A 19,557-nucleotide genomic window follows, 5' to 3' on the forward strand; every position below is an offset into this window, starting at 1 on the left:
CCGCTCCCGCGGTGATTCAGAGGAAACGCAGAGCCCCGGCTCCGCTCGCCGCGTCCCGTGACCGGGGATGCTGGGAGGACCATGAACGATGCGCGTACGACATCCCCTCTGCACCGGCCCGACGGAGATCCGGTGCGGGTCCTCGTCGTCGACGACGAGCCCGACGTGACCGACGTCCTGGCGGAGGTGCTGACGAGCGAGGGCTGGCAGGTCCGCACCGCGGGCGACGGGACGACCGCGCTGGCCACCGCCCGCACCTTCCGGCCCGACGCGGTGGTCCTGGACTGGATGCTGCCCGACCAGGACGGTCTGCAGGTCCTGCACGCCCTGCGGCGCGAGGCACCGCAGGTGTGCGTGCTGTTCCTGACCGCGCGCGACGCCGTGGAGGACCGTATCGCGGGCATCACGGCCGGCGGCGACGACTACGTCACGAAGCCGTACAGCCTGGAGGAGGTCCTGGCCCGGCTGCGCGGACTGCTCCGGAGGGCGGGCATGACCGCCGAGCCGGGGACGGACCAGCTCGCCGTCGGGGACCTCACGATGGACGAGGAGGCCAGGGAGGTGAGACGGGGCGGCGCCGTGGTCGACCTCTCCAGGACCGAGTTCGAGCTCCTGCGCTACCTGATGCGCAATCCGCGCCGGGTGCTGTCCAAGCAGCAGATCCTCGACCGGGTCTGGGCCTACGACTTCGGCGGACGCGCGCACATCGTCGAGCTCTACATCAGCTATCTGCGGAAGAAGATCGATGCGGGACGGACTCCGATGATCCACACCGTGCGCGGGGTCGGATACGTCCTGAAGCCCGAGTCCCTGTGAGGCGCCCGGCTCCGCGCACGCTGCGCGGCCAGCTCACCGCGGGTCTGGTGACGCTGCTCGCCCTCGCGTGCCTCGCGGTCGGCATCACGACCGCCCTCGCTCTGCGCGGGTTCCTCGTCGGCCGTCTGGACGAGCAGCTCGCCGCGTCCGGCGGCCGGTTCGCGGCGAGTCTGGAGCACGAGAGCGAGCCCGACGCCGACAACCGTTCCGACACCCGCGGGCAGGCCGAGGAGACCTTCGGTGCCCGCCTGCTGAACGGTGTCGTCACCGAGGCGGCCGTCGTCGACGACACCGCCGCCCGCCCCCTGGTGCTCACGGCCGGGGACCGCCGGACGCTCCGGGACATCCTCGTGGACGAGCGCGCGCACAGCGTCCACCTCTCCGCCTCGCCGGGCCGGTACCGCGTCATGGCCGTCCGGGGCGACGACGGGGACGTCCTGATCACCGGGCTGCCCCTGCGTCCGGTGGAGGAGACGGTGCACCGCCTCGTGGCCGTGGAGGCGGTGCTCTTCGGGGTCGCGCTCGTGGCCACCGGGATCGCGGGGGCGCTGTGGGTGCGGGTCTCGCTGCGTCCGCTCCGGCTGGTCACGGCCCGGGCGGCCGAGGTCGCCGGCCTGCCGCTCGCCAGCGGCGAGATCGCGATGCCCGGCCCCCTCCCCGACACCGATCCGCGCACCGAGGTGAGTCAGGTGGGCCGGGCCGTCAACCACATGCTGGGCCATGTCGAGGACGCCCTCGTCCGACGGCAGGCCGGCGAGGAGCGGCTGCGGCACTTCGCGGCCGACGCCAGTCACGAACTGCGCACTCCGGTCGCCAACATCCGCGGTCACGCCGAGCTGGCCCTGCGGCAGCGCGGCCCCGTCCCCGCCGAGGTCCGGCACGCCCTGGAGCGCATCAGCGGGGAATCACGGCGGATGACCCGGCTCGTCGACGATCTGCTGCTCCTCGCACGGCTGGACGCCGGACGCCCCCTCGAACACGAGCCGGTCGACCTGACCCTGCTCATCCTGAACGCCACCGACGACGCACGGGCGGCGGGCCCGCGGCACCACTGGTTCCTCGACCTTCCCGAGGAACCCGTCACCGTGGTGGGAGACGCCCACCGGCTCCAGCAGGCCATCGGCAACCTGCTCGCGAACGCCCGGACCCACACCCCGCCCGGCACCGAGGTGACGGTCACCCTGGCCTCCGGCCCCGGGGAGGTCCGGGTGGACGTCCGCGACAACGGTCCGGGCATCCCCGAGGAGCTGCAGGCCGAGGTCTTCGGCCGTTTCGTACGCGCCGACCACGCGCGCTCCCGCAGCACCGGCAGCACCGGACTGGGCCTCGCCATCGTCCGGGCCGTCGTCACCGCCCACGGCGGGACCGTCGCCGTCACCAGCCGGCCCGGACGCACCGACTTCCGTCTGACCCTGCCCGCCTGACCCCCGTCCGGCCGCCGGGTCCCCCGCCCCGGCGCGGACGTCCACCCGCCGCCGGGAAGAGCACACGGCCGTCCGCCGGTGCGGGCGGCGCCCCCGTGCCCGTCCCGGCGGCCGGCCCGCGTCAGTCCCCGGGACCGTCCCCCCGGTCGGCCAGCGGTGTCCGCGAGGCGATCCGGTCGCGCGCCCAGGTCGTCAGCTCCGGGACGGCGAGGCTCTCCACCCACAGGTCGACCTGCTCGGCGCTCCGGTCGGCCGGGGGCGAGCCGATGCCCAGGACCCGCAGTCCCGCGCGGCGGGCCGACTCCGCACCGGTGAGCGAGTCCTCCACCGCCAGGGCGTCCTGCGGGGGGACGCCGCACAGCCGGGCGGCGATCTGGTAGACCTCCGGCCGGGGTTTGGGAGGCACGTCCTCCCCCGCGACCACGACATGGCCGAAGAAGGGGAGGAGTCCGGCGCGGTCGAGGCAGGACTCCACCATCTCCCGGGGGCAGTTGCTGGCGACGGCGAGGGGGAGGTACCGGGCGGCCAGCCTGACCAGCGTCGCCGCTCCCGGCATGGTCACCGGTTCCTCGTGGACGAGGGCCATGAAGTTGTCGAGCAGTGCGGCCGTCAGGTCGTCGACGAGATCCGGCTTACCGGTCTCCTCGGCCATGAGGGCGCCGCACTCGGCGTAGTGGACGCCCTTCGCGCGTTCGGCGAACCCCGCGGGCGGCTTGAGGCCGAACGAGCGGAAGGTGATGCTGCGGGCCTCCATCCAATGACGCTCCGTGTCCATGAGCGTGCCGTCGCAGTCGAACACGATGGCGGACGGGGACCAGGCGAGGATGCGGTGTGCTGTCATGTCTCTGCCGTTCTCAGTGATTCGTCACCGGTTCGGATCGCGGGCACAGAGCGCGGAGGCGATTTCCGCCGTGCAGACGCAGGGCGCTGTCCGTCGATCCCGGAAACATCGTGACCGTTACGTTAATTAGGCACCGGGATATCCCGCAATCACCGATTCGAGTGCACGTGAGAGGCGGGCGCCGGGGCGGCACCACCGGGGCGGAATGCGGTGAAACTGTGTGCGGTCGACGAAATCCAGTTCCCGAAAACCCGTGCACCTGCACCGCCGAAGCGATCAAGCGGCCAAGCCATCCGACTCCCCGGGCGCCCGACAGAATCGTTCCTGCTCCGGGAAGCGCCACCTTGCCGAAAACTGACCGGCCGGGCACGCGGTCGAAGAATAATAAAATCCTCGTACGCCGCGACTGCTCCTCGAAAAGGGCGCATCTCGCCCGCGTACCGTGATGGAACGTTCTACCGAAAAGAGAACGCAAGTGCAGGACAGGGCACGTACGACCCGCAGAGTCCTCCTGGAATCCGCAGCGCACCTTTTTCTCGAGCGCGGCTATGTGGGGACGAGCGTCAATGACATAAGTGACCACTCGGGCCGGACGAGTGGGGCGATCTATTTCCATTACTCCAGCAAGGAGAAGCTGGCACTGGCCGTGGTGCGGGAGCAGTTCGCGACCTGGCCCCAGCTCGCCGCCCCCTATGCGACGCCCGGGGTCCCCCCGCTGGAGAAGCTCGTCGCGCTGAGCTTCGACGTCGCCCGGGCGCTCAGCGAGGACACGGTGGCACGGGCCGGTGCGCGGCTCTGGACGGAACGCCTCAGCATCGACGCCGCCGTCCCCACTCCGTTCGACGCGTGGGTGCCGGCGGTGACCCGGCTTCTCGCGGAAGCCAGGACCAGGGGGGAACTCGCCGACGGCGTACAGCCGTCGGGTACGGCCGTGACCCTGGTGAGCGCGTTCTTCGGGGTGTGCTCCCTGGCCGACGACGTCCCCGGCGGGCGGGGCTGGGCCGACCGGCTGCGGCGCTGGTGGATGCTCGTCCTGCAGGCGCTCCAGGCGGAGCCGGAACCCGGCGCGCTGATCGCGCGGGCGCGGCTCCCGATCCCCGGACAGCAGGGGACGCCGCTCCCGTCCGCGGCACGCTGAGAGAGGTGCGGCCGGAGGAGGCACGCCTCGCTCCGGGTCCCCACCGGGCACGCCGGACGCCGACAGCCCTTCCGGACGCGCGGCTTCTCCGCCGCCGGGCCCGTCGTCCCGATCGCACGCGCACCCGGGCACGGCACGGGGGCGTCCCCGTCGGCCCGCGGGGCGGTCTGAGCCGGGGCAGTGATCCGCGGCTCCGTGTCGGGCGTGTCCGCGCACCCGGGGCCGCCGAAGGGGGACGGTGAGCGGGCGCGTCCCCCTCGCACGGCACCGGGGAGGACGCGCCACCCTCCGTCGTGGCTTCCGGGCGCCCCGGCAGCACGGAAGCCACGGCGGGGACGGCCGGAGTCCCCCGGCAGGTCCGGACCTCGCCCCGGGCGACGCCGCGCGCAGGGGTCCGGCACGGTTCACGACCGACGCCCGCGGGCGCACGCGCTCCCCGCAGGGCTGAACGGGTCATTCGGGGCGGCGTCGACGGGTGCGCGGCACCGTCGGCCGACCGCTGCGCGTCAGACTGCCCCGGGGTTCGCCTCCTGATCACGGACAGGGGCGCCCACCTCATCTCCGGGTGGTGAACAGCGCTGCCCGAGCGCGTTCGGTCAGGAGACTCATGTGACGTCATGCCAGCTGTCGCTGGTCGTACCGTGCTTCAACGAGGCTGCCGTCCTCACGAGGTTCCACGCGGCCGTCGGGGACGTGCTCGGCCCGGCCGGACTCGACTACGAGATCTGTTACGTGGACGACGGGAGCAGCGACCGGACCCGGGACATCGTCGTCGGCCTCGGTGCCGAGGACGAGCGTGTGAGGTACACGGTGCTCAGCCGGAACTTCGGCAAGGAGGCCGCCATACTCGCCGGCCTGCGCATGTCCCGCGGACGGGCCGTGGTCATCATGGACGCGGATCTCCAGCACCCTCCCGAGCTCCTCCCGCGGATGCTCGAACTCCACGCCCGGGGCTACGACCAGGTGATCCCCCGTCGGAGCCGCGACGGCGAGGGGCGGGCACGCACGGTGCTGACCCGCGGCTACTACACGCTGGTGCGCCGGCTCATGGACGTGGAAGTGCTCGACGGCGCCGGGGACTTCCGGCTGCTGTCCCGCCAGGCCGTGGACGCGGTGCTGTCGCTGCCGGAGGCCAACCGGTTCTCCAAGGGGATCTTCTCCTGGATCGGTTTCCCGACGACGACCTTCACCTACCGCAACGCGCCGCGGCTCGCCGGAAGTTCGAAGTGGGGAAGCCGACGGCTGCTCAACTACGGCATCGACGGACTGCTCTCCTTCAACGACCGTCCCCTGAGGCTGGCCGTGCACGCGGGCCTGTGGTGTCTGCTGGCCGCCCTGTTCTTCGCCGGGTGGGTGGCGTTCGACGTGGCGCTCCACGGCGCCGCCGTCCCCGGTTACGCCACGCTCCTCATGGCCATCGTGGGGATCGGCGGGATCCAGCTGATCACCCTGGGGATCATCGGCGAGTACGTCGGCCGGATCTACCACGAGGTGAAACGACGCCCCTCGTTCGTCGTCAGGGAGACCGACGAACGCCCCGCCCCGCGGCCCGGGATCCCGGGCCAGGTCTCGGTCCCTCCTCGGGCGGGCGCTCCGGCGACGGGACGGCAGTTCGCGACCTTCGCGGCGGTCGGTCTCGTCAACACCGCCGTCTACCTGGCGATCTACGTCAGCCTGAACACGGTGATCCCCTACCTCGCGGCGCACGTCCTCGGATACGCCGTCAGCGTCCTGAGCTCCTTCCTGCTCAACTCCTACGTCACCTGCCGCACCCGTCCCACCTGGCGGGGGTTCCTCCGGTATCCGCTGTCCAGCGGGTTCAGTCTCGTGGCCACCGGGGCGCTCCTGTACGCAGCCGTCAGCCGACTCGAAATGGACAAGAATGTCGCCGCGCTGGTCGCCGGAGTCCTCGTCACACCGGTCTCCTTCCTTCTCGCCCGCTGGGCCATCGACTCCGGGCGCCGGCGGACGGAGCTTCGCGGCACGGTTCCTGATGCCGCCGTCGACTCGAAGCAGAACGACCCCGTTCCCGGCTGAGGACGACCGCGCGGACCACGGCCTTCCCGCGTCGCCCGGGTGGACCGACGGGGAGACCGGGGCCGGCGACGGCACGGATCCGCCCGGCGGCGGGGGCGCGCCGGGTCCCGCACGGCCGTTCTCGCGCCGGGTCCGGGCGGGCGCGGCGCTGCTGCCCCTCCTTCCGCTGGCGCTCCTCGGTGCGGCCTCCTGGTCCGCGCGCTGGGTGCGCCCGAGCGGAGACGAGTGGTGCTTCCTGCCCCTCGTGCGCGACGAGGGGTTCTGGGCCCTGGTGGACGGCTTCTACTCCACGGACAACGGCCGGATCGCCAACGGCCTGCTCGTCGCCTCGTACGGCGTGTTCGGTGTGGCGGGCCAGCAGTGGTTCGCGGTGATCAGCGTCGTCGTGATGCTCGCCCTCCTGTGGGGGTGGGCGGTGGCGCTGTCGCGTTCGGTCCGGTGGCGGCTGCCGCGCGGCGTTCCGCTGTTCTCGGCTGCCGTGGTGCTGTCCTTCTTCTGCCTCGCGTCCACGAACACCTACAAGACCTTCTTCTGGCCGGCCTCCTCGGTCTCGCACACCTTCCCGCCCGTCCTGGCGGCAGCCGCCACGATCCCGGTGCTGCTGGCGACCTCACGCCGGGGCAGGGCCGGCGCGGTCGCCTCGGCGTTCGTCCTCGGAGCCGTCCTGGGCACCCTGTCGGAGGAGACGTCCGTCGTCGCCCTGGCTCTCCTCGCGCTGGCCCTGCTGCTCGGCCGGAGCATGCTGCGGCCGGAGCGGCCGGCTTTCGTACGGGCCTGGTGCTGCTCCGCCGGGGCGGGCATCCTGCTGGGCACCGCCGTGCTCCTGACCTCTCCCGGGTCACGGAACCGCCGCACGCGCCATCACGCGGACTCGATGTTCACGCCCGACTCCCTCCTCGCCTCCGCGCGGGGGTACGGGCAGATCCTCCACACCCTGGCCACGACCTGGCAGTACCTCGGGGTGATCGCCCTCGGCGTGCTGCTCGGCGTCCTGGTCCGCCGCGCGGACGGCGGTGTTCCCCGCCCCGGCCGCCGGACTGCGCTGCTCCTGGTGTCCGTGCCGGTGGTCCTGCTGCTCTCCGGATACGTCTGCACGGTGATCACCTTGCCGGCGTTCGGCGCCTCGGTCGCGACCTCCAACCGGCTCTGGAACGACTACCTGTTCCCGCTGCTCCTGCTGCTCGTCGGCGTGGGCGGGCTCCTCGGGAACCTGGCGGCACGGCGGTCCGGCCGCGGGACCGCTCCGGTGGCGGCGGGAGCCGTGCTGCTGTGTGTGGCGGTGACGGCCGGACTCGCCGGGCCGCTCATGGGCCTGGAGTCGGACATGCGGGAGCGGGCGGCGGCCTGGGACGGCCAGGACCGCCTGCTCGGGGAACAGGCCGCGGCGGGGGCGACCGTGCTGGCGTACCGGCCGCTCGTCATCAGCAGGATGACGGAGCCGTTCGGCGCGCGGCCGTGGCCCGCTTCCTGCGTCGCCTCCTACTACCGGGTGGACCGGGTGACCGACGGCCGGAAGGTCTGATCCCGAGGCGCACCGGCGGGGCCGTGCCCGAGGGGGCCGGCACGGGAGACCGTGCCGGCCCCCTCAGGCGTGGAGCCGTGCGTCGGACGTCACGGGGTGAGACGGAGGCGGTGGTCCTCCTGCGTGACGTCCGCGGCCGGGGACGGTGCGTGGACCAGGCCGCCGACCTCCTGCGGGGTGAGGCCGGTGAGCTGGACGATGCGCGGCGCCGGGACCCCCGCGGTCAACGCGCGGTGCACGAGGGCCTGCCAGTCCTGGGTGGTCTCCCGGAAACCGAGGAGTTCGGCCTCCAGGTCCGCGACGGACTTCGGGGCGCACTCCCGGTGCACGCGCAGGGCCTCCTCCTCGCTCAGCGGCACGGGCAGCGTCTCGGCGCCCTCGGGAACGAGCGCTTCGGCGTCGGCGGGAAGGATCCTGACCTGCTCGGACTCGGCCGGGACTCCGTGGGCCTGCAGCCAGCCGTGCACCGCGGGCGTCTCGGCGCAGGCGAGAGCGCCGACCGCGCCGAGGGCCGCGCCCACCCGGGGGTGGTCGTCGGGAAGCAGGAACAGGCGGGCGTCGTGATCCATCGTGCGAAGTACCTTCTCGGGAAGGGGCGGCGGCGGTGTCCCGATGGTATCCGCCACGTGCACCCGCACCGTCGCAGCGGCGCTCGCTCCACGGGGTGAGCGCCGCGCCCGGACGGTGTCCGCACCGGCCGGACCGGCGGACCCGGCGCCGCACGACGTCCCGTCATTCTCCCCTCGGGAAGCTCCCCTCCCCCGGCGCGCCGGGCGGACCAACGCCGTCCGGCCGGGTGGGGACCGGTCCGCACCGCTCTTACCGCGGTGCGACGGGCCGTGCGGCTGCCGCGGGAATCCGTCCGACGGTGTTCCACACGAACGTGTCGTCCCGGACGTGCGGGTCGGTACGGATGTCCGGGGTGGCGCACCCCGCCCAGGGGTCCCCGGGCGCGGGTCCGCCCGCTGCCGCCGGGGCGGTCAGTCGCCCAGGACCCGCTCCCACAACAGCGCGTCCCGCCAGGCCCCGTCGAGCAGGATCGAGGAGTGCGCGACACCGTACGGGCTGAACCCGTTGCGGCGCAGCACACGCTGCGACGGGAGGTTCTCCAGCTGGGTGGACGCCTCGGCACGGTGCAGGCCGAGTTCGTCCGCCATCACCCGGAGCACGCGTGCGACGGCGCGTCCCGCGTGTCCTCGGTTCTGGGCGGGGGTGGCGATCCAGTAGCCGACGGAGCCGCGGCGCAGATGCGGCTGGCGCAGGACGCCCCCGACGGTGACCTGCCCGATCACCTGGTCGCCGTCGAGCACCACACCCGGCCAGACCGATCCGGCCCGGTACCCGGCCAGCAGGCGGTCGATCCGCTCGGCCTGGCCCTCGGGGGTGAAGTGGGCGGCCGGCTGGTCCGGTTCCCAGGGCCGAAACGCCTCGACGTCACGCGCCCGGTGGGCGGCGATCGGGGCCGCGTCTGCGGGCTCGATCAGGCGGATCCCGGTGCTGTCGCTCATATGCTGGTCCTCGCCGCGGTGGATGGGCCGAGCGGACAGCCTAGGCGCTGCCCCGTCGTCCCCGGTGACAGGGAGCGCGGCGCCGGATGCGGCGCACCGCACGGCGAGCGGAACCACCGGGAACGCGGGCCGCGCGTCGTGGGGCACTGCGGGCTCCGGCGGTCGTACGGTCGAACCGGTTACCGAGGAGGACATCTGATGCGCAGTGTGATCTGTTCGATGAGCATCTCTCTCGACGGCTACATCGTCGACCCGGACGGCGGCTTCGACTGGTCGGTGCCCGACGAGGAGGTCTTCCGCCTCGCCACCGACGAGGTGCGGGGCCTCGGCGTCCATCTGCTGGGGCGGCGGCTGTACGAGACGATGCTGTACTGGGAGACCGTGGACCAGGTTCCGTCGCTCGACTTCTCGACGCGCGAGTTCGCCGCCCTCTGGAACTCCCTCCCCAAGGTGGTGTTCTCGACCACGCTGTCGGCGGTCCGGGGCGGTGCCCGCCTGGCGTCCGGCACCGTGGCGGAGGAGATCGGCCGGCTGCGGGCGGAGCCGGGTGAGGGCGACATCGGGATCGGCGGCGCGACGCTCGCCGCCGCGGCCGCCGCGGCGGGGCTGATCGACGAGTACCGGATCCGGGTCCACCCGGTCCTGGTCGGCGGCGGCATTCCGTTCTTCCCCCGGGAGGGGCGCCGGGTCGGTCTCGAACTCGCCGAGTCCCGCACCGTCGGCCCGGAGATCGTCTACCTCCGCTACCGGGTGCCGCGCTGACGCCGGGTCCGCCCGTCCACCGGCGGTGACGGCGTGTGGTCCGGGCGCGCACGCCGCACCGCTTTCCGGAGATTCGCCCGTCGCCGTGCCCTGGAGGAGCGGAGCGCGTTGTACCGATCATGAATGTATGGCGAACCCTCACCGCAACGGCAGCCGGATCGCTCCTGCTGGCCGCTGCCCCCGCTGCCCAGGCCGACAGCATCGCTCCGGTGCTGACCGGCACGGCACTCACCGCGGCCACCGCCGGGGAACGGACCGGCACAGCCGCCCATGAGGTGGCGCAGCGGACCGGCCTCGCGGAGCACGCGGCGACGGCGACGGACCTCGTGGAGACACAGGTGGAGCCCATGGTCGCGCGCGACCGATCCGTCCACGACTGACCACGGGACGCCCGGTCGTCGCGGCGGCGGCCTGCCACCCGCGGACACGGACGGCGCGTCAGACCGCCGTCTCGAGCGCGGGGATGTGGGCGCACCTGGTCTCGGCGGACGCGGCGAGGACCCGCATGCGGCGCAGCAGGTCGCGTGTGGCGCGCAAGGTCACGGTGCTGCGCCAGGTGATGCCGGGGTGCCGCGAGCGGAGGTGCGACAGCGCCCGCGTCCCGATCCCCGCCGAGTGCAGACGGGCGTCGATGTCGACGTCCCTGATCACACCCTCGCCGCAGGCGGTGCAGATGCGGTAGTGGATCTGTCCGACGACCTTGCGGACGTGGACCAGGAGCAGGCACTCCTCTCCTGGTCCGGCGTCCTCGGGGACGTGGGCGGAGAGGAACTCGATGTCGCGGTAGGCGAGGATCCTCAGGCGCAGTCGTCTGGCGAGCCCCGCGCGGCGCCTGTGCCGTCCCGCAACCGGGGTTTTCCGGGGTGCGGGAGCACTGCGGACGGGGACACCTGGGTGGCGTGCGTGGTCTCCGGACATGGACCTCGTGTGCCCGGACTGCGGCCTTTCACCCACCCGATCCGGCCGGGCGCGTCTCCGGCGAGGGCGGCAGCCGCCGTCGGGGACCGGGTCCTCGGTCAGCCGTTCGCCATCCATCGGGACGGCGCATCACCGGCCTGACCTGCTGTTATCCGGTCGGACCGTGGCGCGTCCGGCTCCACGGAAAGGGCCCCACCGCGTGCGGTGGGGCCCTTCGGCGTTGTCCGGTTCTCGTCCCCATCGGCCGCCGTCGGCGCCCGGAGCGCGCCTTCCGGCGTGTGCGGACGGGAGCGTCTCACCGGGAGCCGGGACCGTGACGGTCCGCCGGCCGCCGGGCGGTCCGCGGGAGCCGGGGTCACGCCTCCGTGCGGGTGCGCCCCAGGCGGAGTGCGGACACCAGGAAGAAGACGCCTCCCAGGAAGGCGTAGCCGGCCAGGCTGCTCAGCGAGGCCTCGCCCTTGCCGGCCTGGGCGGCGAACGAGGCGCCGGCGAAGACGGAGATGAAACCGCTGATCATCATCGCCCACTGGCCGCCGAGCCGGCGCCGGGTGGCACCGACGACGAGCTGGACGATGCCCGCGGTGACGGCCCAGGCACCCCAGACCCGCAGGACGGCGGGAATGCCGGAGGTGGCGGCGACGGCCAGACCGACGGCGGTGAGGGTGCTGAGCGCGACGTTCACGTACAGGCCGCGCACGGATCGGCCGCCGGTCCGGGCGGACCTGATGTCGATGACCGCGCACGCCGTGTCGAACAGCGGATAGATCACCAGCAGCGTCGCGGTGACCGCGCCCAGGGTGCCGGCCATCGAGAACAGCAGGGCGGCCCACACCGCGGCGAAAGCGAAGCGCAGGAAGTACAGCTTGCGCAGGGCGGCGGGGGCGGGGGTGGTTCCGACGAGGGTGTCCACGGAAGTTCCTCTCAGATGGAGTGTGCTGGTGTCGGTCGGCGGGGTCATCGGTGGGGTCCGTTCGCTCTATCGGGAGGGCGGGTGCCGGTGTCCCGGCTTCGGGTGGTCGAGGGGCGGCGGCGCCGGACCTCCCGGCCCGGGGGCCGTCGGGTCGTCGCCGGTGGGGCGGCGCACGGCGTCAGCTGCGCCGCTCCTCACGCGGAGGTGCGTTCAGCGGCCCACAGGGCCGTGCGGTGGTACGGGGACGGGGCGTCCTCCCGGACCGTGAGCAGTGCCGGTGCCGGTGCCGTCGGTGCCGGCACCGCAGCGGGTCCAGGACGTGCCCGCGAGGACATCGGCCCGGAGACCGGCGTCGGCGGCCGGCGCGGACCGTCCGGTGCGCAGGAGCCGCCGCGCCTCCCGGCGGAGTGACCGGCGCGGGCGCCGTACCGGGCCACGGCCACGGATACGGGCGTCACGGCGGGCACCAGGCGGGCACGGCGGTCCGGGGCTGCCGGTCCGCCGACCGCCGGAGGGGCGGTCGGCGGTCCTGCGGCGCGGGCCGTGCCGGTGCCCGTGCGGAGAGAGATGCGGCGGAGAGCCATGGAGTCATCGCCAATCCCGAGGGAGAACGTTCGGTCTCATCGCTGAGTCAAGAGGATGGCCGGCGAGGATGTCAAGACCGAACGTTCTCCCTCGCGGCTGAGGTAATCTGGGCGCATGACAGAGGGCACAGGAGGCGGCAGCACATCGGCGGCGCGGGCACGGCTGCTCGACACGGCGACCAGGATCTTCTACGCAGAGGGGATCCACGCCGTCGGCGTCGACCGGATCATCGGGGAGGCCCAGGTCACCCGGGCCACGCTGTACCGGCACTTCGCGGGCAAGGAGGAGCTCGTCCTCGCCTACCTGGAGCAGGCCGACCGGGGAATCCGGGCGGGGCTCGAAGCGGCTGTGGCGGGCGAGCGGTCGGCGGCCGACGAGGTCCGCGCGGTCGGCCGGTTCGTCACCGCCGGCATCCAGAGCGACGGGTTCCGCGGCTGCGCCTTCCTCAACGCGGCGGCCGAGTACCCCGACCCCTCCCACCCCATCCACCGGGCGGTCCTGGCGCACCGCGCGTGGTTCCTGGACACCGTCACCGCGCTGCTGGCCCGGGTCGGCGACTCCCCCGCCGCCGAGGGCGGCAGGCACCTCATCATGCTCAGGGACGGCGCGATGGCCGCGGGCTGCCTGTTCGATCCGAAGCTGATCTCCGAGACCTTCCTGCTGGGCGTCGAGGGGATTCTGCGGGTGCGCGGCGCCTGAGCGGTCCCCCGTACCCGTGTCCGGGCAGGACCCGCAGGTCCGCGGGGATGGCGGGGCGGGGCCGCCGGTTGCGGCCGAAGAGAGCAGGGCGGGCCGGGGGTCGCCCGGGTCCGGCCCGCACAGACCGCCGCCGGTCACGGGGCCGGCCGTCGCGGCTCCGCGTAACCTCTCCCTGTGCCCGCCTCCCGCCTGCATCGCGTCGCCGTCCTCGTGCTCGAAGGGGCGAAGCCGCTCGACGTCGGAATTCCCGCGCAGGTCTTCACGAACCGCGCGAGCATGCCCTACGAGGTGCGGGTGTGCGGGGCGACGCCCGGCCCCGTGACCGGCGGCGACGGTCTCGCGTACCACGTCGCCCACGGCCTCGACGCCCTCGCGTGGGCCGACATCGTCTTCGTGCCCGGCTACCGCTTCCCGGACCGCGACGACCCGCCACGGGCCGTCGTCGACGCGCTGATCGCCGCCCACGCACGGGGGGCGCGGCTCGCGGCCATCTCGACCGGGGCGTTCGCACTCGCCGCCACGGGGCTGCTCGACGGCAGGCGGGCCACGACGCACTGGCATTACACACGGGCCCTCGTGGCCCGGCACCCGCTCGTCCGGGTCGACGAGAACGTGCTGTTCGTCGACGAGGGCAGCGTGCTCACCTCGGCCGGCGCCGCCTCCGGCATCGACCTGTGCCTGCACATCCTGCGCGGTGATCTCGGTGTGGCCGCGTCGAACCACGCGGCCCGGCGCCTGGTGGCGGCCCCCTACCGCAGCGGCGGCCAGGCGCAGTACGTACCGCGGAGCGTTCCCGAGCCGCTCGGCGAGCGGTTCGCCGCCACCCGGGAGTGGGCCCTGCACCGGCTCGGTGAGCCCCTCACCCTCGACATGCTGGCGCGACGGTCCGAGGTGTCGCCCCGCACCTTCTCGCGGCGCTTCGTCGAGGAGACCGGCTGCACCCCCATGCAGTGGGTGATGCGCGCCCGCGTCGATCTGGCCCGCGAACTGCTGGAACGCTCGCAGCGCAGCGTCGAGCAGATCGCCGCCGACGTGGGACTGGGCACCGGGGCCAACCTGCGCCTGCACTTCCAGCGCATCCTGGGGACCAGCCCCGGCGAGTACCGGCGGACCTTCACGCGGGGCGGGTGACCGCCCCGGCACCCACTGGCAGGATCCTTGTGAACCATGGCGATCCCGCCACTGTCACCGTCGTCGGCCGCGGGCGACGCTGGTGGGGAGGGAAGGGACATCACTCATGACTCGTATAGCCATCAACGGATTCGGCCGCATCGGACGCAATGTGCTGCGCGCACTGCTGGAGCGTGAGAGCGGTCTCGAGGTCGTCGCCGTCAACGACCTGACGGAGCCCACCGCTCTCGCCCGGCTGCTCGCCTTCGACAGCACCTCGGGCAGGCTGGGCCGCCCGGTGAGCGTGGACGGGGACGTGCTGGTCGTCGACGGCCGCCGGATCACGGTGCTGGCCGAGCGCGAGCCGGCGCACCTACCGTGGGCCGAACTCGGTGTCGACATCGTCCTGGAGGCCACCGGCCGCTTCACCTCCGCCAAGGCCGCCCGGGCGCACCTCGACGCGGGCGCGAAGAAGGTGCTCGTCAGCGCGCCGTCGGACGGCGCGGACGTCACGCTGGCGTTCGGGGTCAACAACGACGCCTACGACCCGGACGTGCACACGGTCGTCTCGAACGCCTCCTGCACCACCAACGCTCTCGCGCCCCTGGCCGCGATCCTCGACGAACTCGCGGGTATCGAGCACGGGTTCATGACCACGGTGCACGCCTACACGCAGGAGCAGAACCTGCAGGACGGTCCGCACCGCGACGCCAGGCGCGCCCGGGCCGCCGGTGTGAACATCGTGCCGACCACGACCGGCGCCGCCAAGGCGATCGGGCTGGTGCTGCCGAACCTGGAGGGCAAGCTGTCGGGCGACTCGATCCGTGTCCCGGTGCCGGTGGGGTCGATCGTCGAGCTGAACACGACCGTCGCCCGAGACGTGACGCGCGACGACGTGCTGGCGGCGTACCGGACCGCGGCGGAAGGTCCGCTCGCCGGTGTCCTCGAGTACTCGGAGGACGCGCTCGTGTCGTCCGACATCACGGGCAACCCCGCCTCCTCGATCTTCGACTCGGCGCTCACCCGCGTCGACGGCCGCCACATCAAGGTGGTCGCCTGGTACGACAACGAGTGGGGCTTCTCGAACCGCGTGATCGACACGCTCCAGTTCCTCGCCGCCCGCTGACCGGTCACCGGCGGCGGTCCCCCGGGCCCGCCTCCCGCTCCGCTCCTGCCGGACCCCGCCGGCCCCGCCGCTCGCGCGCGGGGCGGCGGGGTCGCTGCCGTGCCCGCGGCGACCGCGCATCGGCTTCCCGGCAGCGTACGGCCGCGCGACGGCCGGACCGGCCGGAGGAGCGTCCGGCCCGGCGGCCCGTCCGCCGTGCCCCGCCGCACGACCGAGACCGGCGGGAAACGGGACCGCAACACCCGGTACGGCCACGGGTCGAGGTCCGGCCGGGACGCCGCGGTCGGCGGCGGTCCCGGGGGCCACTCGCCCGTTCGGAGGCCGACACCCACGGGGAGCAGCCGAATATGCCGTGAAATAGTTCGGGGGTCACAGTCATCGGGCCCCGGAATCGAGCATCCGGGCGCATCCCCCGGCGGACGGCGGCGAATGCTGACGGCAAATCATTTTTGTGCGAAAAGCGTCTGCTTGAGGCCACGGGGCCGAGGGCCGTCTTGCCGCCCACCTGGACACCCTGATGTGATGAAGCATTCGGACCGGCTGGACTGGGAGCGTCGGCATTCGTGGGGTGGCAGCAGGGGCCGCTCCGGGGCCCGCTGGAGGGAACATTTCATGGGTGAGGACACAGGGGAAGCAGGGGAACACAGAGTACGGTTCCGGATTCTGGGCTCGTTCGAATGCTGGGACGGTACGGAACGCGTGCGCGTGGGTGGCCCCGTCCACGAGAAGGTCCTGGTCACCCTCCTGTTGGAACCCCAGCGCGTGCTGCCGGTCTTCCGTCTGGTCGAAGCCGTCTGGGACGAGAACGCACCCGCCACCGCGGCCCATCAGGTACGCAAGGCGGTGGCGGAGTTACGGCAGCGCATTCCGGACGGGCGCAATCTGATCGTCACCGAGGGACCGGGCTACCGGGCGCTCACCACACCCGACCAGGTGGACCTCAGCCGGTTCTCCGAGGGGCTGAAACAGGCCAGGGAAGCCACGGCCGCCGGACAGAGCGCGTTCGCCGCCACGGCGCTGCGCGAGGCGCTGGATCTGTGGCGGGGCCCGCTGCTGTCGGGCAGCGGCGGTTCGGTGCTCGCCGCCGCGTCCGCGGCCCTGGAGGAACGGCGCCTGACGGCCGTCGAGCAGCTCTTCGATTTACGGCTCGGCTCGGGTGAGAATGGCGAACTGGTCGGTGAATTAAGGGAGTTCATCGATGCGCACCCGCTGCGTGAAACTCTGCGCGGCCAGTTGATGCTCGCTCTCTTCCGGTCCGGCCGTCAGGCCGAGGCGCTGGAGGAGTTCGCGAAGGTCCGCGAGTTCCTGATCGACGAACTCGGCATCGGCCCCGGCGACTCGCTCACCGAACTGCACCAGGCGATTCTGCGGAACAGTCCCGAGCTCGCCGCTCCGCAGCAGTCCGCTCCCGCACCGTTCACCCCGGAGGGGAAGCCTTCCACACTCCCCTACGACCTGCGCGACTTCACGGGCCGTGAGGCGGAGGTCCGCGAGCTGCTCGGGTTCGTGGCGGAGGCACCCGGCACCGGCCCGCTGATCATCGCCATCGACGGCATGGGCGGCAGCGGCAAGACGTCTCTCGCGGTGCGCGCCGCCCACCAGCTCACCGACAACTACCCCGACGCCCAGCTCCACATCGACCTGCGCGGGTTCACCCCCAGCGGACAGCCGCTGACCGCGGGCGCCGCGGCCGAGGCCCTGCTCCGGGCGCTCGGGGTGCCGGGCGACCGCATCCCGGACGACGCGGAGGGCCGCATCGCCCTGTGGCGGCGCACCATGAGCGCCCAGCGCATGATCCTGCTGCTGGACAACGCCCTGGACGAGTCGCAGGTGAGGCCGCTCCTCAGCTCCTCCACCAAGACCTTGGTCCTGGTCACCAGCCGTTCCCTGCTCGTGGACCTCGACGCCGCGCACACCGTCTCGCTCGGTGTCATGCCGCCCCGCGACAGCGTCGCTCTCGTCGAGGGCGTGCTCGGCCGCTCCCGCACCCGTGCCGAACCGGAGGCCGTCGCCCAGTTGACGGAGCTGTGCGGCCATCTCCCCCTGGCCCTGCGCATCGCCGCGGCCCGCCTGCGCAAGCGCCCCCGCTGGACCGTCCGGTACCTCGTCGACAGGCTCCGCGACGACGCCTACCGGCTGGCCGAGCTCAACTCGGGCGAGCGCAGTGTCGAAGTGACCCTGCGGCTCTCCTACGAGGGTCTGTCGGCCGAGACCCGGGCGGCGTTCAGGATGCTGGGCCAGCACCCGGGCACCGAGATCGACGTGTACGCGGCCGGCGCCCTGCTCGGCACGAGCGCGCGCGACGCGGAGGGGGTGCTGGAGTACCTCCTGGACATGCACCTGTTGCAGCAGCACGAGACCAGTCGTTACGCCTTCCACGACCTGGTCCGCAGCTTCGCCCAGAACCTCTCGCGCGGCAGCGGCCAGGCCGCTCCCGACCCCGGCGTCGGCGGCGGCGCGGGTGGGAGCGTGGGGGACGAGGAGGCCGGCCTCGCCGTGCGCCGGCTCCTGGACTTCGCTCTGGCGGCGACGGACGCCGCCTGCGACCTGCTCTTCCCCGGACGGGCCCGGATACGTCGCCCCGAGCTGCGCTCGACGGCCGAACTCCCCCCGTTCCACACCCCTGACCAGGCCCGGGAGTGGCTGGAGCGGGAGCAGGACTCGCTGCTGGCCGCCGTGTCGCTGGCGTACCGCTGGGAGCTGGACAGCCATGTGGGGCTGCTGGCCGCCAACGTTGTCTTCCCGCTGGACCTGCGCGGACGCCTGGAGGAGTTCCGGGAGCTGAGCCGCACCGCGATCATCGCGTCCCGCCGGCTGGGCGACCAGGCCCTGCTGCGGCTGAGCCTGTCCAACCTCTCCGTGGCCTGCTGGAAGCTCGGCCGCTTCGAGGAGGGTATCGAGATGGCCGAGGAGGCGTTCGGGCTGGCCGTCGGACTCGCCGACCGACGCGGCGAGGCCAAGGACACCGGCGTCCTGGGCCTCCTGCTCAGCGCGCTGGGACGGTACCGCGAGGCGCTCCCCCGGCTGGAGCAGTCCATCGAGCTCAAGCGGGAGCTCGGGGCGGAGCGGGCAGAGGCCGAGTCCCTGACCAACCTGAGCAACCTGTACTCCGAGTGGAGGCGCTTCCCGGAGGCGGTGGAGGTCGCCACCCGCGCGGTGGTGCTCTCCCGCAGCATCGGCTCCATCGACAAGGAGGTCGAGGGGCTCACGGAGCTGGTGGTCGCGCGGCTCGGTCTGGGTGAGGTCGAGGTCGCCGTCGATCTGCTGCGCCGTGCCCGCAAGCTCGCCCTGGACGTCATGTCGCCCGCCGACATGTCCATGCTGCTCGCCCTGTCCGCCGAGGCCGCCGACCGGAACGGCGAGAGCGCGATGGCGACCGAGTGGGCGGAGTCGGCGCTCCAGTTGGGGGATCTGAGCGGCGCACCGATGCGTGAGGCCGCCGTCGGCAACATCATCGGCCGGCTGCACTCCCGCAACGGCCGGCACACGCTCGCCCTCGACCTGCACCGGCAGGCCCTCGAAGCCGCCTCCGGCATCGGCTACCGGGTCGAGGAGGCGCATGCGCTGGCCGGTATGGCTCACGCCATGGAGCGTCTCGGCGACCACGGTACGGCGGAGGTCCACCGGGCAAGGGCGGAGAAGGCGTTCGAGGCGATGGGGATACCCGAGGCCCCGATCACCTGAGGGTCCCGGGCGGTGCGGTCGCCGCAGGCCCGGTTCCCGTTCCCGTCGCCCGCATGACAAAAGGCCGGTGTCCCGCTCCCCTGTACGGGGCGGGACACCGGCCTTTGCCGCAGCTGAGCACCAGGCCGTTTCAGGCTTCAGGCGGCGAGGTTGGGGCCTTCGCCGTCGGACACCGGGGCCACGTTCGGGCCCTCGCCGTCGGACGCGAGGACGACGTTGGGACCCTCACCGTCGTCCAGCAGGCCCGCACGGTTCGGGCCCTCACCGTCGTCCAGAAGCGCCGCACGGTTGGGACCCTCACCGTCGGAGACGGGAACGATGTTCGGACCCTCACCGTCCGACACCAGGGCCACGTTCGGGCCCTCACCGTCGTCCAGCAGACCCGCACGGTTGGGGCCCTCGCCGTCGGAGACGGGAACGATGTTCGGACCCTCACCGTCCGACACCAGGGCCACGTTCGGGCCCTCACCGTCGTCC

Annotated in this window: 17 protein-coding genes; 11 read left to right on the plus strand and 6 right to left on the minus strand. The window is 73.0% G+C overall.

Annotated elements, in window-relative coordinates:
• Nucleotides 1-81 precede the first annotated feature (81 nt).
• Nucleotides 82-816, plus strand: a complete 735-nt coding sequence (locus tag ABZ172_RS24555) for a response regulator transcription factor (RefSeq protein WP_356886459.1) — start codon at nucleotides 82-84, stop codon at nucleotides 814-816.
• Nucleotides 813-2,240: an ATP-binding protein gene (locus tag ABZ172_RS24560; RefSeq protein WP_356886461.1), complete on the plus strand. Its 1,428-nt coding sequence runs from the start codon at nucleotides 813-815 to the stop codon at nucleotides 2,238-2,240. Before ABZ172_RS24555 ends, ABZ172_RS24560 begins: the two co-directional genes overlap by 4 nt.
• A gap of 121 nt (nucleotides 2,241-2,361) precedes the next feature.
• Here the strand turns inward: ABZ172_RS24560 and ABZ172_RS24565 are convergent, their stop codons facing one another.
• Nucleotides 2,362-3,081 (minus strand): HAD family phosphatase, encoded by a 720-nt coding sequence (locus ABZ172_RS24565; protein WP_356886463.1) that lies wholly within the window; start codon nucleotides 3,079-3,081, stop codon nucleotides 2,362-2,364.
• A gap of 445 nt (nucleotides 3,082-3,526) precedes the next feature.
• Here ABZ172_RS24565 and ABZ172_RS24570 point away from each other — a divergent pair, with 445 nt between their 5' ends.
• The 3 genes from ABZ172_RS24570 to ABZ172_RS24580 all read left to right on the plus strand — a co-directional run bounded on the left by ABZ172_RS24570 (nucleotide 3,527) and on the right by ABZ172_RS24580 (nucleotide 7,778).
• On the plus strand, nucleotides 3,527-4,219 hold the full coding sequence (locus tag ABZ172_RS24570; protein WP_356886465.1) for a ScbR family autoregulator-binding transcription factor: 693 nt from the start codon (nucleotides 3,527-3,529) through the stop codon (nucleotides 4,217-4,219).
• Between the two features lie 609 nt (nucleotides 4,220-4,828).
• Nucleotides 4,829-6,256, plus strand: coding sequence for a glycosyltransferase (locus tag ABZ172_RS24575; protein ID WP_356886467.1), 1,428 nt, complete (start codon nucleotides 4,829-4,831; stop codon nucleotides 6,254-6,256).
• A complete protein-coding gene (locus ABZ172_RS24580; protein ID WP_356886469.1) occupies nucleotides 6,213-7,778 on the plus strand; it encodes a DUF6056 family protein in 1,566 nt (521 codons plus the stop codon). Before ABZ172_RS24575 ends, ABZ172_RS24580 begins: the two co-directional genes overlap by 44 nt.
• An 89-nt stretch (nucleotides 7,779-7,867) precedes the next feature.
• Here the strand turns inward: ABZ172_RS24580 and ABZ172_RS24585 are convergent, their stop codons facing one another.
• On the minus strand, nucleotides 7,868-8,347 hold the full coding sequence (locus tag ABZ172_RS24585) for a DUF6003 family protein (RefSeq protein WP_356886471.1): 480 nt from the start codon (nucleotides 8,345-8,347) through the stop codon (nucleotides 7,868-7,870).
• 411 nt (nucleotides 8,348-8,758) lie between these two features.
• The gene (locus ABZ172_RS24590; RefSeq protein ID WP_356886473.1) at nucleotides 8,759-9,286 is read right to left on the minus strand and encodes a GNAT family protein; all 528 of its coding nucleotides are present in this window, start codon (nucleotides 9,284-9,286) and stop codon (nucleotides 8,759-8,761) included.
• A 198-nt stretch (nucleotides 9,287-9,484) separates the two neighbouring features.
• Here ABZ172_RS24590 and ABZ172_RS24595 point away from each other — a divergent pair, with 198 nt between their 5' ends.
• Both ABZ172_RS24595 and ABZ172_RS24600 read left to right on the plus strand, forming a co-directional pair.
• Nucleotides 9,485-10,048: a dihydrofolate reductase family protein gene (locus tag ABZ172_RS24595; protein WP_356886475.1), complete on the plus strand. Its 564-nt coding sequence runs from the start codon at nucleotides 9,485-9,487 to the stop codon at nucleotides 10,046-10,048.
• A gap of 119 nt (nucleotides 10,049-10,167) precedes the next feature.
• Nucleotides 10,168-10,428, plus strand: a complete 261-nt coding sequence (locus ABZ172_RS24600; protein WP_356886477.1) for a hypothetical protein — start codon at nucleotides 10,168-10,170, stop codon at nucleotides 10,426-10,428.
• Between the two features lie 58 nt (nucleotides 10,429-10,486).
• On the opposite strand, the gene ABZ172_RS24605 is transcribed toward ABZ172_RS24600, so the two are convergent.
• Nucleotides 10,487-10,966 carry a hypothetical protein gene (locus tag ABZ172_RS24605; RefSeq protein ID WP_356886479.1) on the minus strand — a complete coding sequence of 160 codons (480 nt, stop codon included), beginning with the start codon at nucleotides 10,964-10,966 and terminating at the stop codon, nucleotides 10,487-10,489.
• A 355-nt stretch (nucleotides 10,967-11,321) separates the two neighbouring features.
• On the minus strand, nucleotides 11,322-11,876 hold the full coding sequence (locus tag ABZ172_RS24610) for a hypothetical protein (RefSeq protein ID WP_356886481.1): 555 nt from the start codon (nucleotides 11,874-11,876) through the stop codon (nucleotides 11,322-11,324).
• Between the two features lie 699 nt (nucleotides 11,877-12,575).
• On the opposite strand from ABZ172_RS24610, the gene ABZ172_RS24615 reads away from it, so the two are divergent.
• The 4 genes from ABZ172_RS24615 (at nucleotide 12,576) to ABZ172_RS24630 (ending at nucleotide 19,080) form a co-directional block, all read left to right on the plus strand.
• Complete coding sequence (locus ABZ172_RS24615) at nucleotides 12,576-13,160, plus strand: TetR/AcrR family transcriptional regulator (protein ID WP_356886483.1); 585 nt, start codon at nucleotides 12,576-12,578, stop codon at nucleotides 13,158-13,160.
• Nucleotides 13,161-13,334: 174 nt separating this feature from the next.
• Complete coding sequence (locus tag ABZ172_RS24620) at nucleotides 13,335-14,291, plus strand: helix-turn-helix domain-containing protein (protein ID WP_356886485.1); 957 nt, start codon at nucleotides 13,335-13,337, stop codon at nucleotides 14,289-14,291.
• Between the two features lie 106 nt (nucleotides 14,292-14,397).
• A complete protein-coding gene (gap, locus tag ABZ172_RS24625; protein WP_356886487.1) occupies nucleotides 14,398-15,396 on the plus strand; it encodes a type I glyceraldehyde-3-phosphate dehydrogenase in 999 nt (332 codons plus the stop codon).
• A gap of 705 nt (nucleotides 15,397-16,101) precedes the next feature.
• Nucleotides 16,102-19,080, plus strand: coding sequence for a BTAD domain-containing putative transcriptional regulator (locus ABZ172_RS24630; RefSeq protein WP_356886489.1), 2,979 nt, complete (start codon nucleotides 16,102-16,104; stop codon nucleotides 19,078-19,080).
• A 137-nt stretch (nucleotides 19,081-19,217) separates the two neighbouring features.
• On the opposite strand, the gene ABZ172_RS24635 is transcribed toward ABZ172_RS24630, so the two are convergent.
• The coding region (locus tag ABZ172_RS24635) for a hypothetical protein (RefSeq protein ID WP_356886491.1) at nucleotides 19,218-19,557 on the minus strand (340 nt) is incomplete at its 5' end.

The organism is Streptomyces sp. NPDC006296, assembly GCF_040613235.1.
Lineage (GTDB): Bacteria > Actinomycetota > Actinomycetes > Streptomycetales > Streptomycetaceae > Streptomyces.

What these genes read in the sequence shown, in the direction of transcription:
- ABZ172_RS24570 (WP_356886465.1), top strand. Translation starts at nt 3,527, where the DNA reads ATGGAACGTTCTACCGAAAAGAGAACGCAAGTGCAGGACAGGGCACGT.
- ABZ172_RS24580 (WP_356886469.1), top strand. Translation starts at nt 6,213, where the DNA reads ATGCCGCCGTCGACTCGAAGCAGAACGACCCCGTTCCCGGCTGAGGAC.
- ABZ172_RS24595 (WP_356886475.1), top strand. Translation starts at nt 9,485, where the DNA reads ATGCGCAGTGTGATCTGTTCGATGAGCATCTCTCTCGACGGCTACATC.
- ABZ172_RS24605 (WP_356886479.1), bottom strand. Translation starts at nt 10,966, where the DNA reads ATGTCCGGAGACCACGCACGCCACCCAGGTGTCCCCGTCCGCAGTGCT.
- ABZ172_RS24585 (WP_356886471.1), bottom strand. Translation starts at nt 8,347, where the DNA reads ATGGATCACGACGCCCGCCTGTTCCTGCTTCCCGACGACCACCCCCGG.
- ABZ172_RS24590 (WP_356886473.1), bottom strand. Translation starts at nt 9,286, where the DNA reads ATGAGCGACAGCACCGGGATCCGCCTGATCGAGCCCGCAGACGCGGCC.
- ABZ172_RS24565 (WP_356886463.1), bottom strand. Translation starts at nt 3,081, where the DNA reads ATGACAGCACACCGCATCCTCGCCTGGTCCCCGTCCGCCATCGTGTTC.
- ABZ172_RS24615 (WP_356886483.1), top strand. Translation starts at nt 12,576, where the DNA reads ATGACAGAGGGCACAGGAGGCGGCAGCACATCGGCGGCGCGGGCACGG.
- gap (WP_356886487.1), top strand. Translation starts at nt 14,398, where the DNA reads ATGACTCGTATAGCCATCAACGGATTCGGCCGCATCGGACGCAATGTG.
- ABZ172_RS24600 (WP_356886477.1), top strand. Translation starts at nt 10,168, where the DNA reads ATGAATGTATGGCGAACCCTCACCGCAACGGCAGCCGGATCGCTCCTG.
- ABZ172_RS24555 (WP_356886459.1), top strand. Translation starts at nt 82, where the DNA reads ATGAACGATGCGCGTACGACATCCCCTCTGCACCGGCCCGACGGAGAT.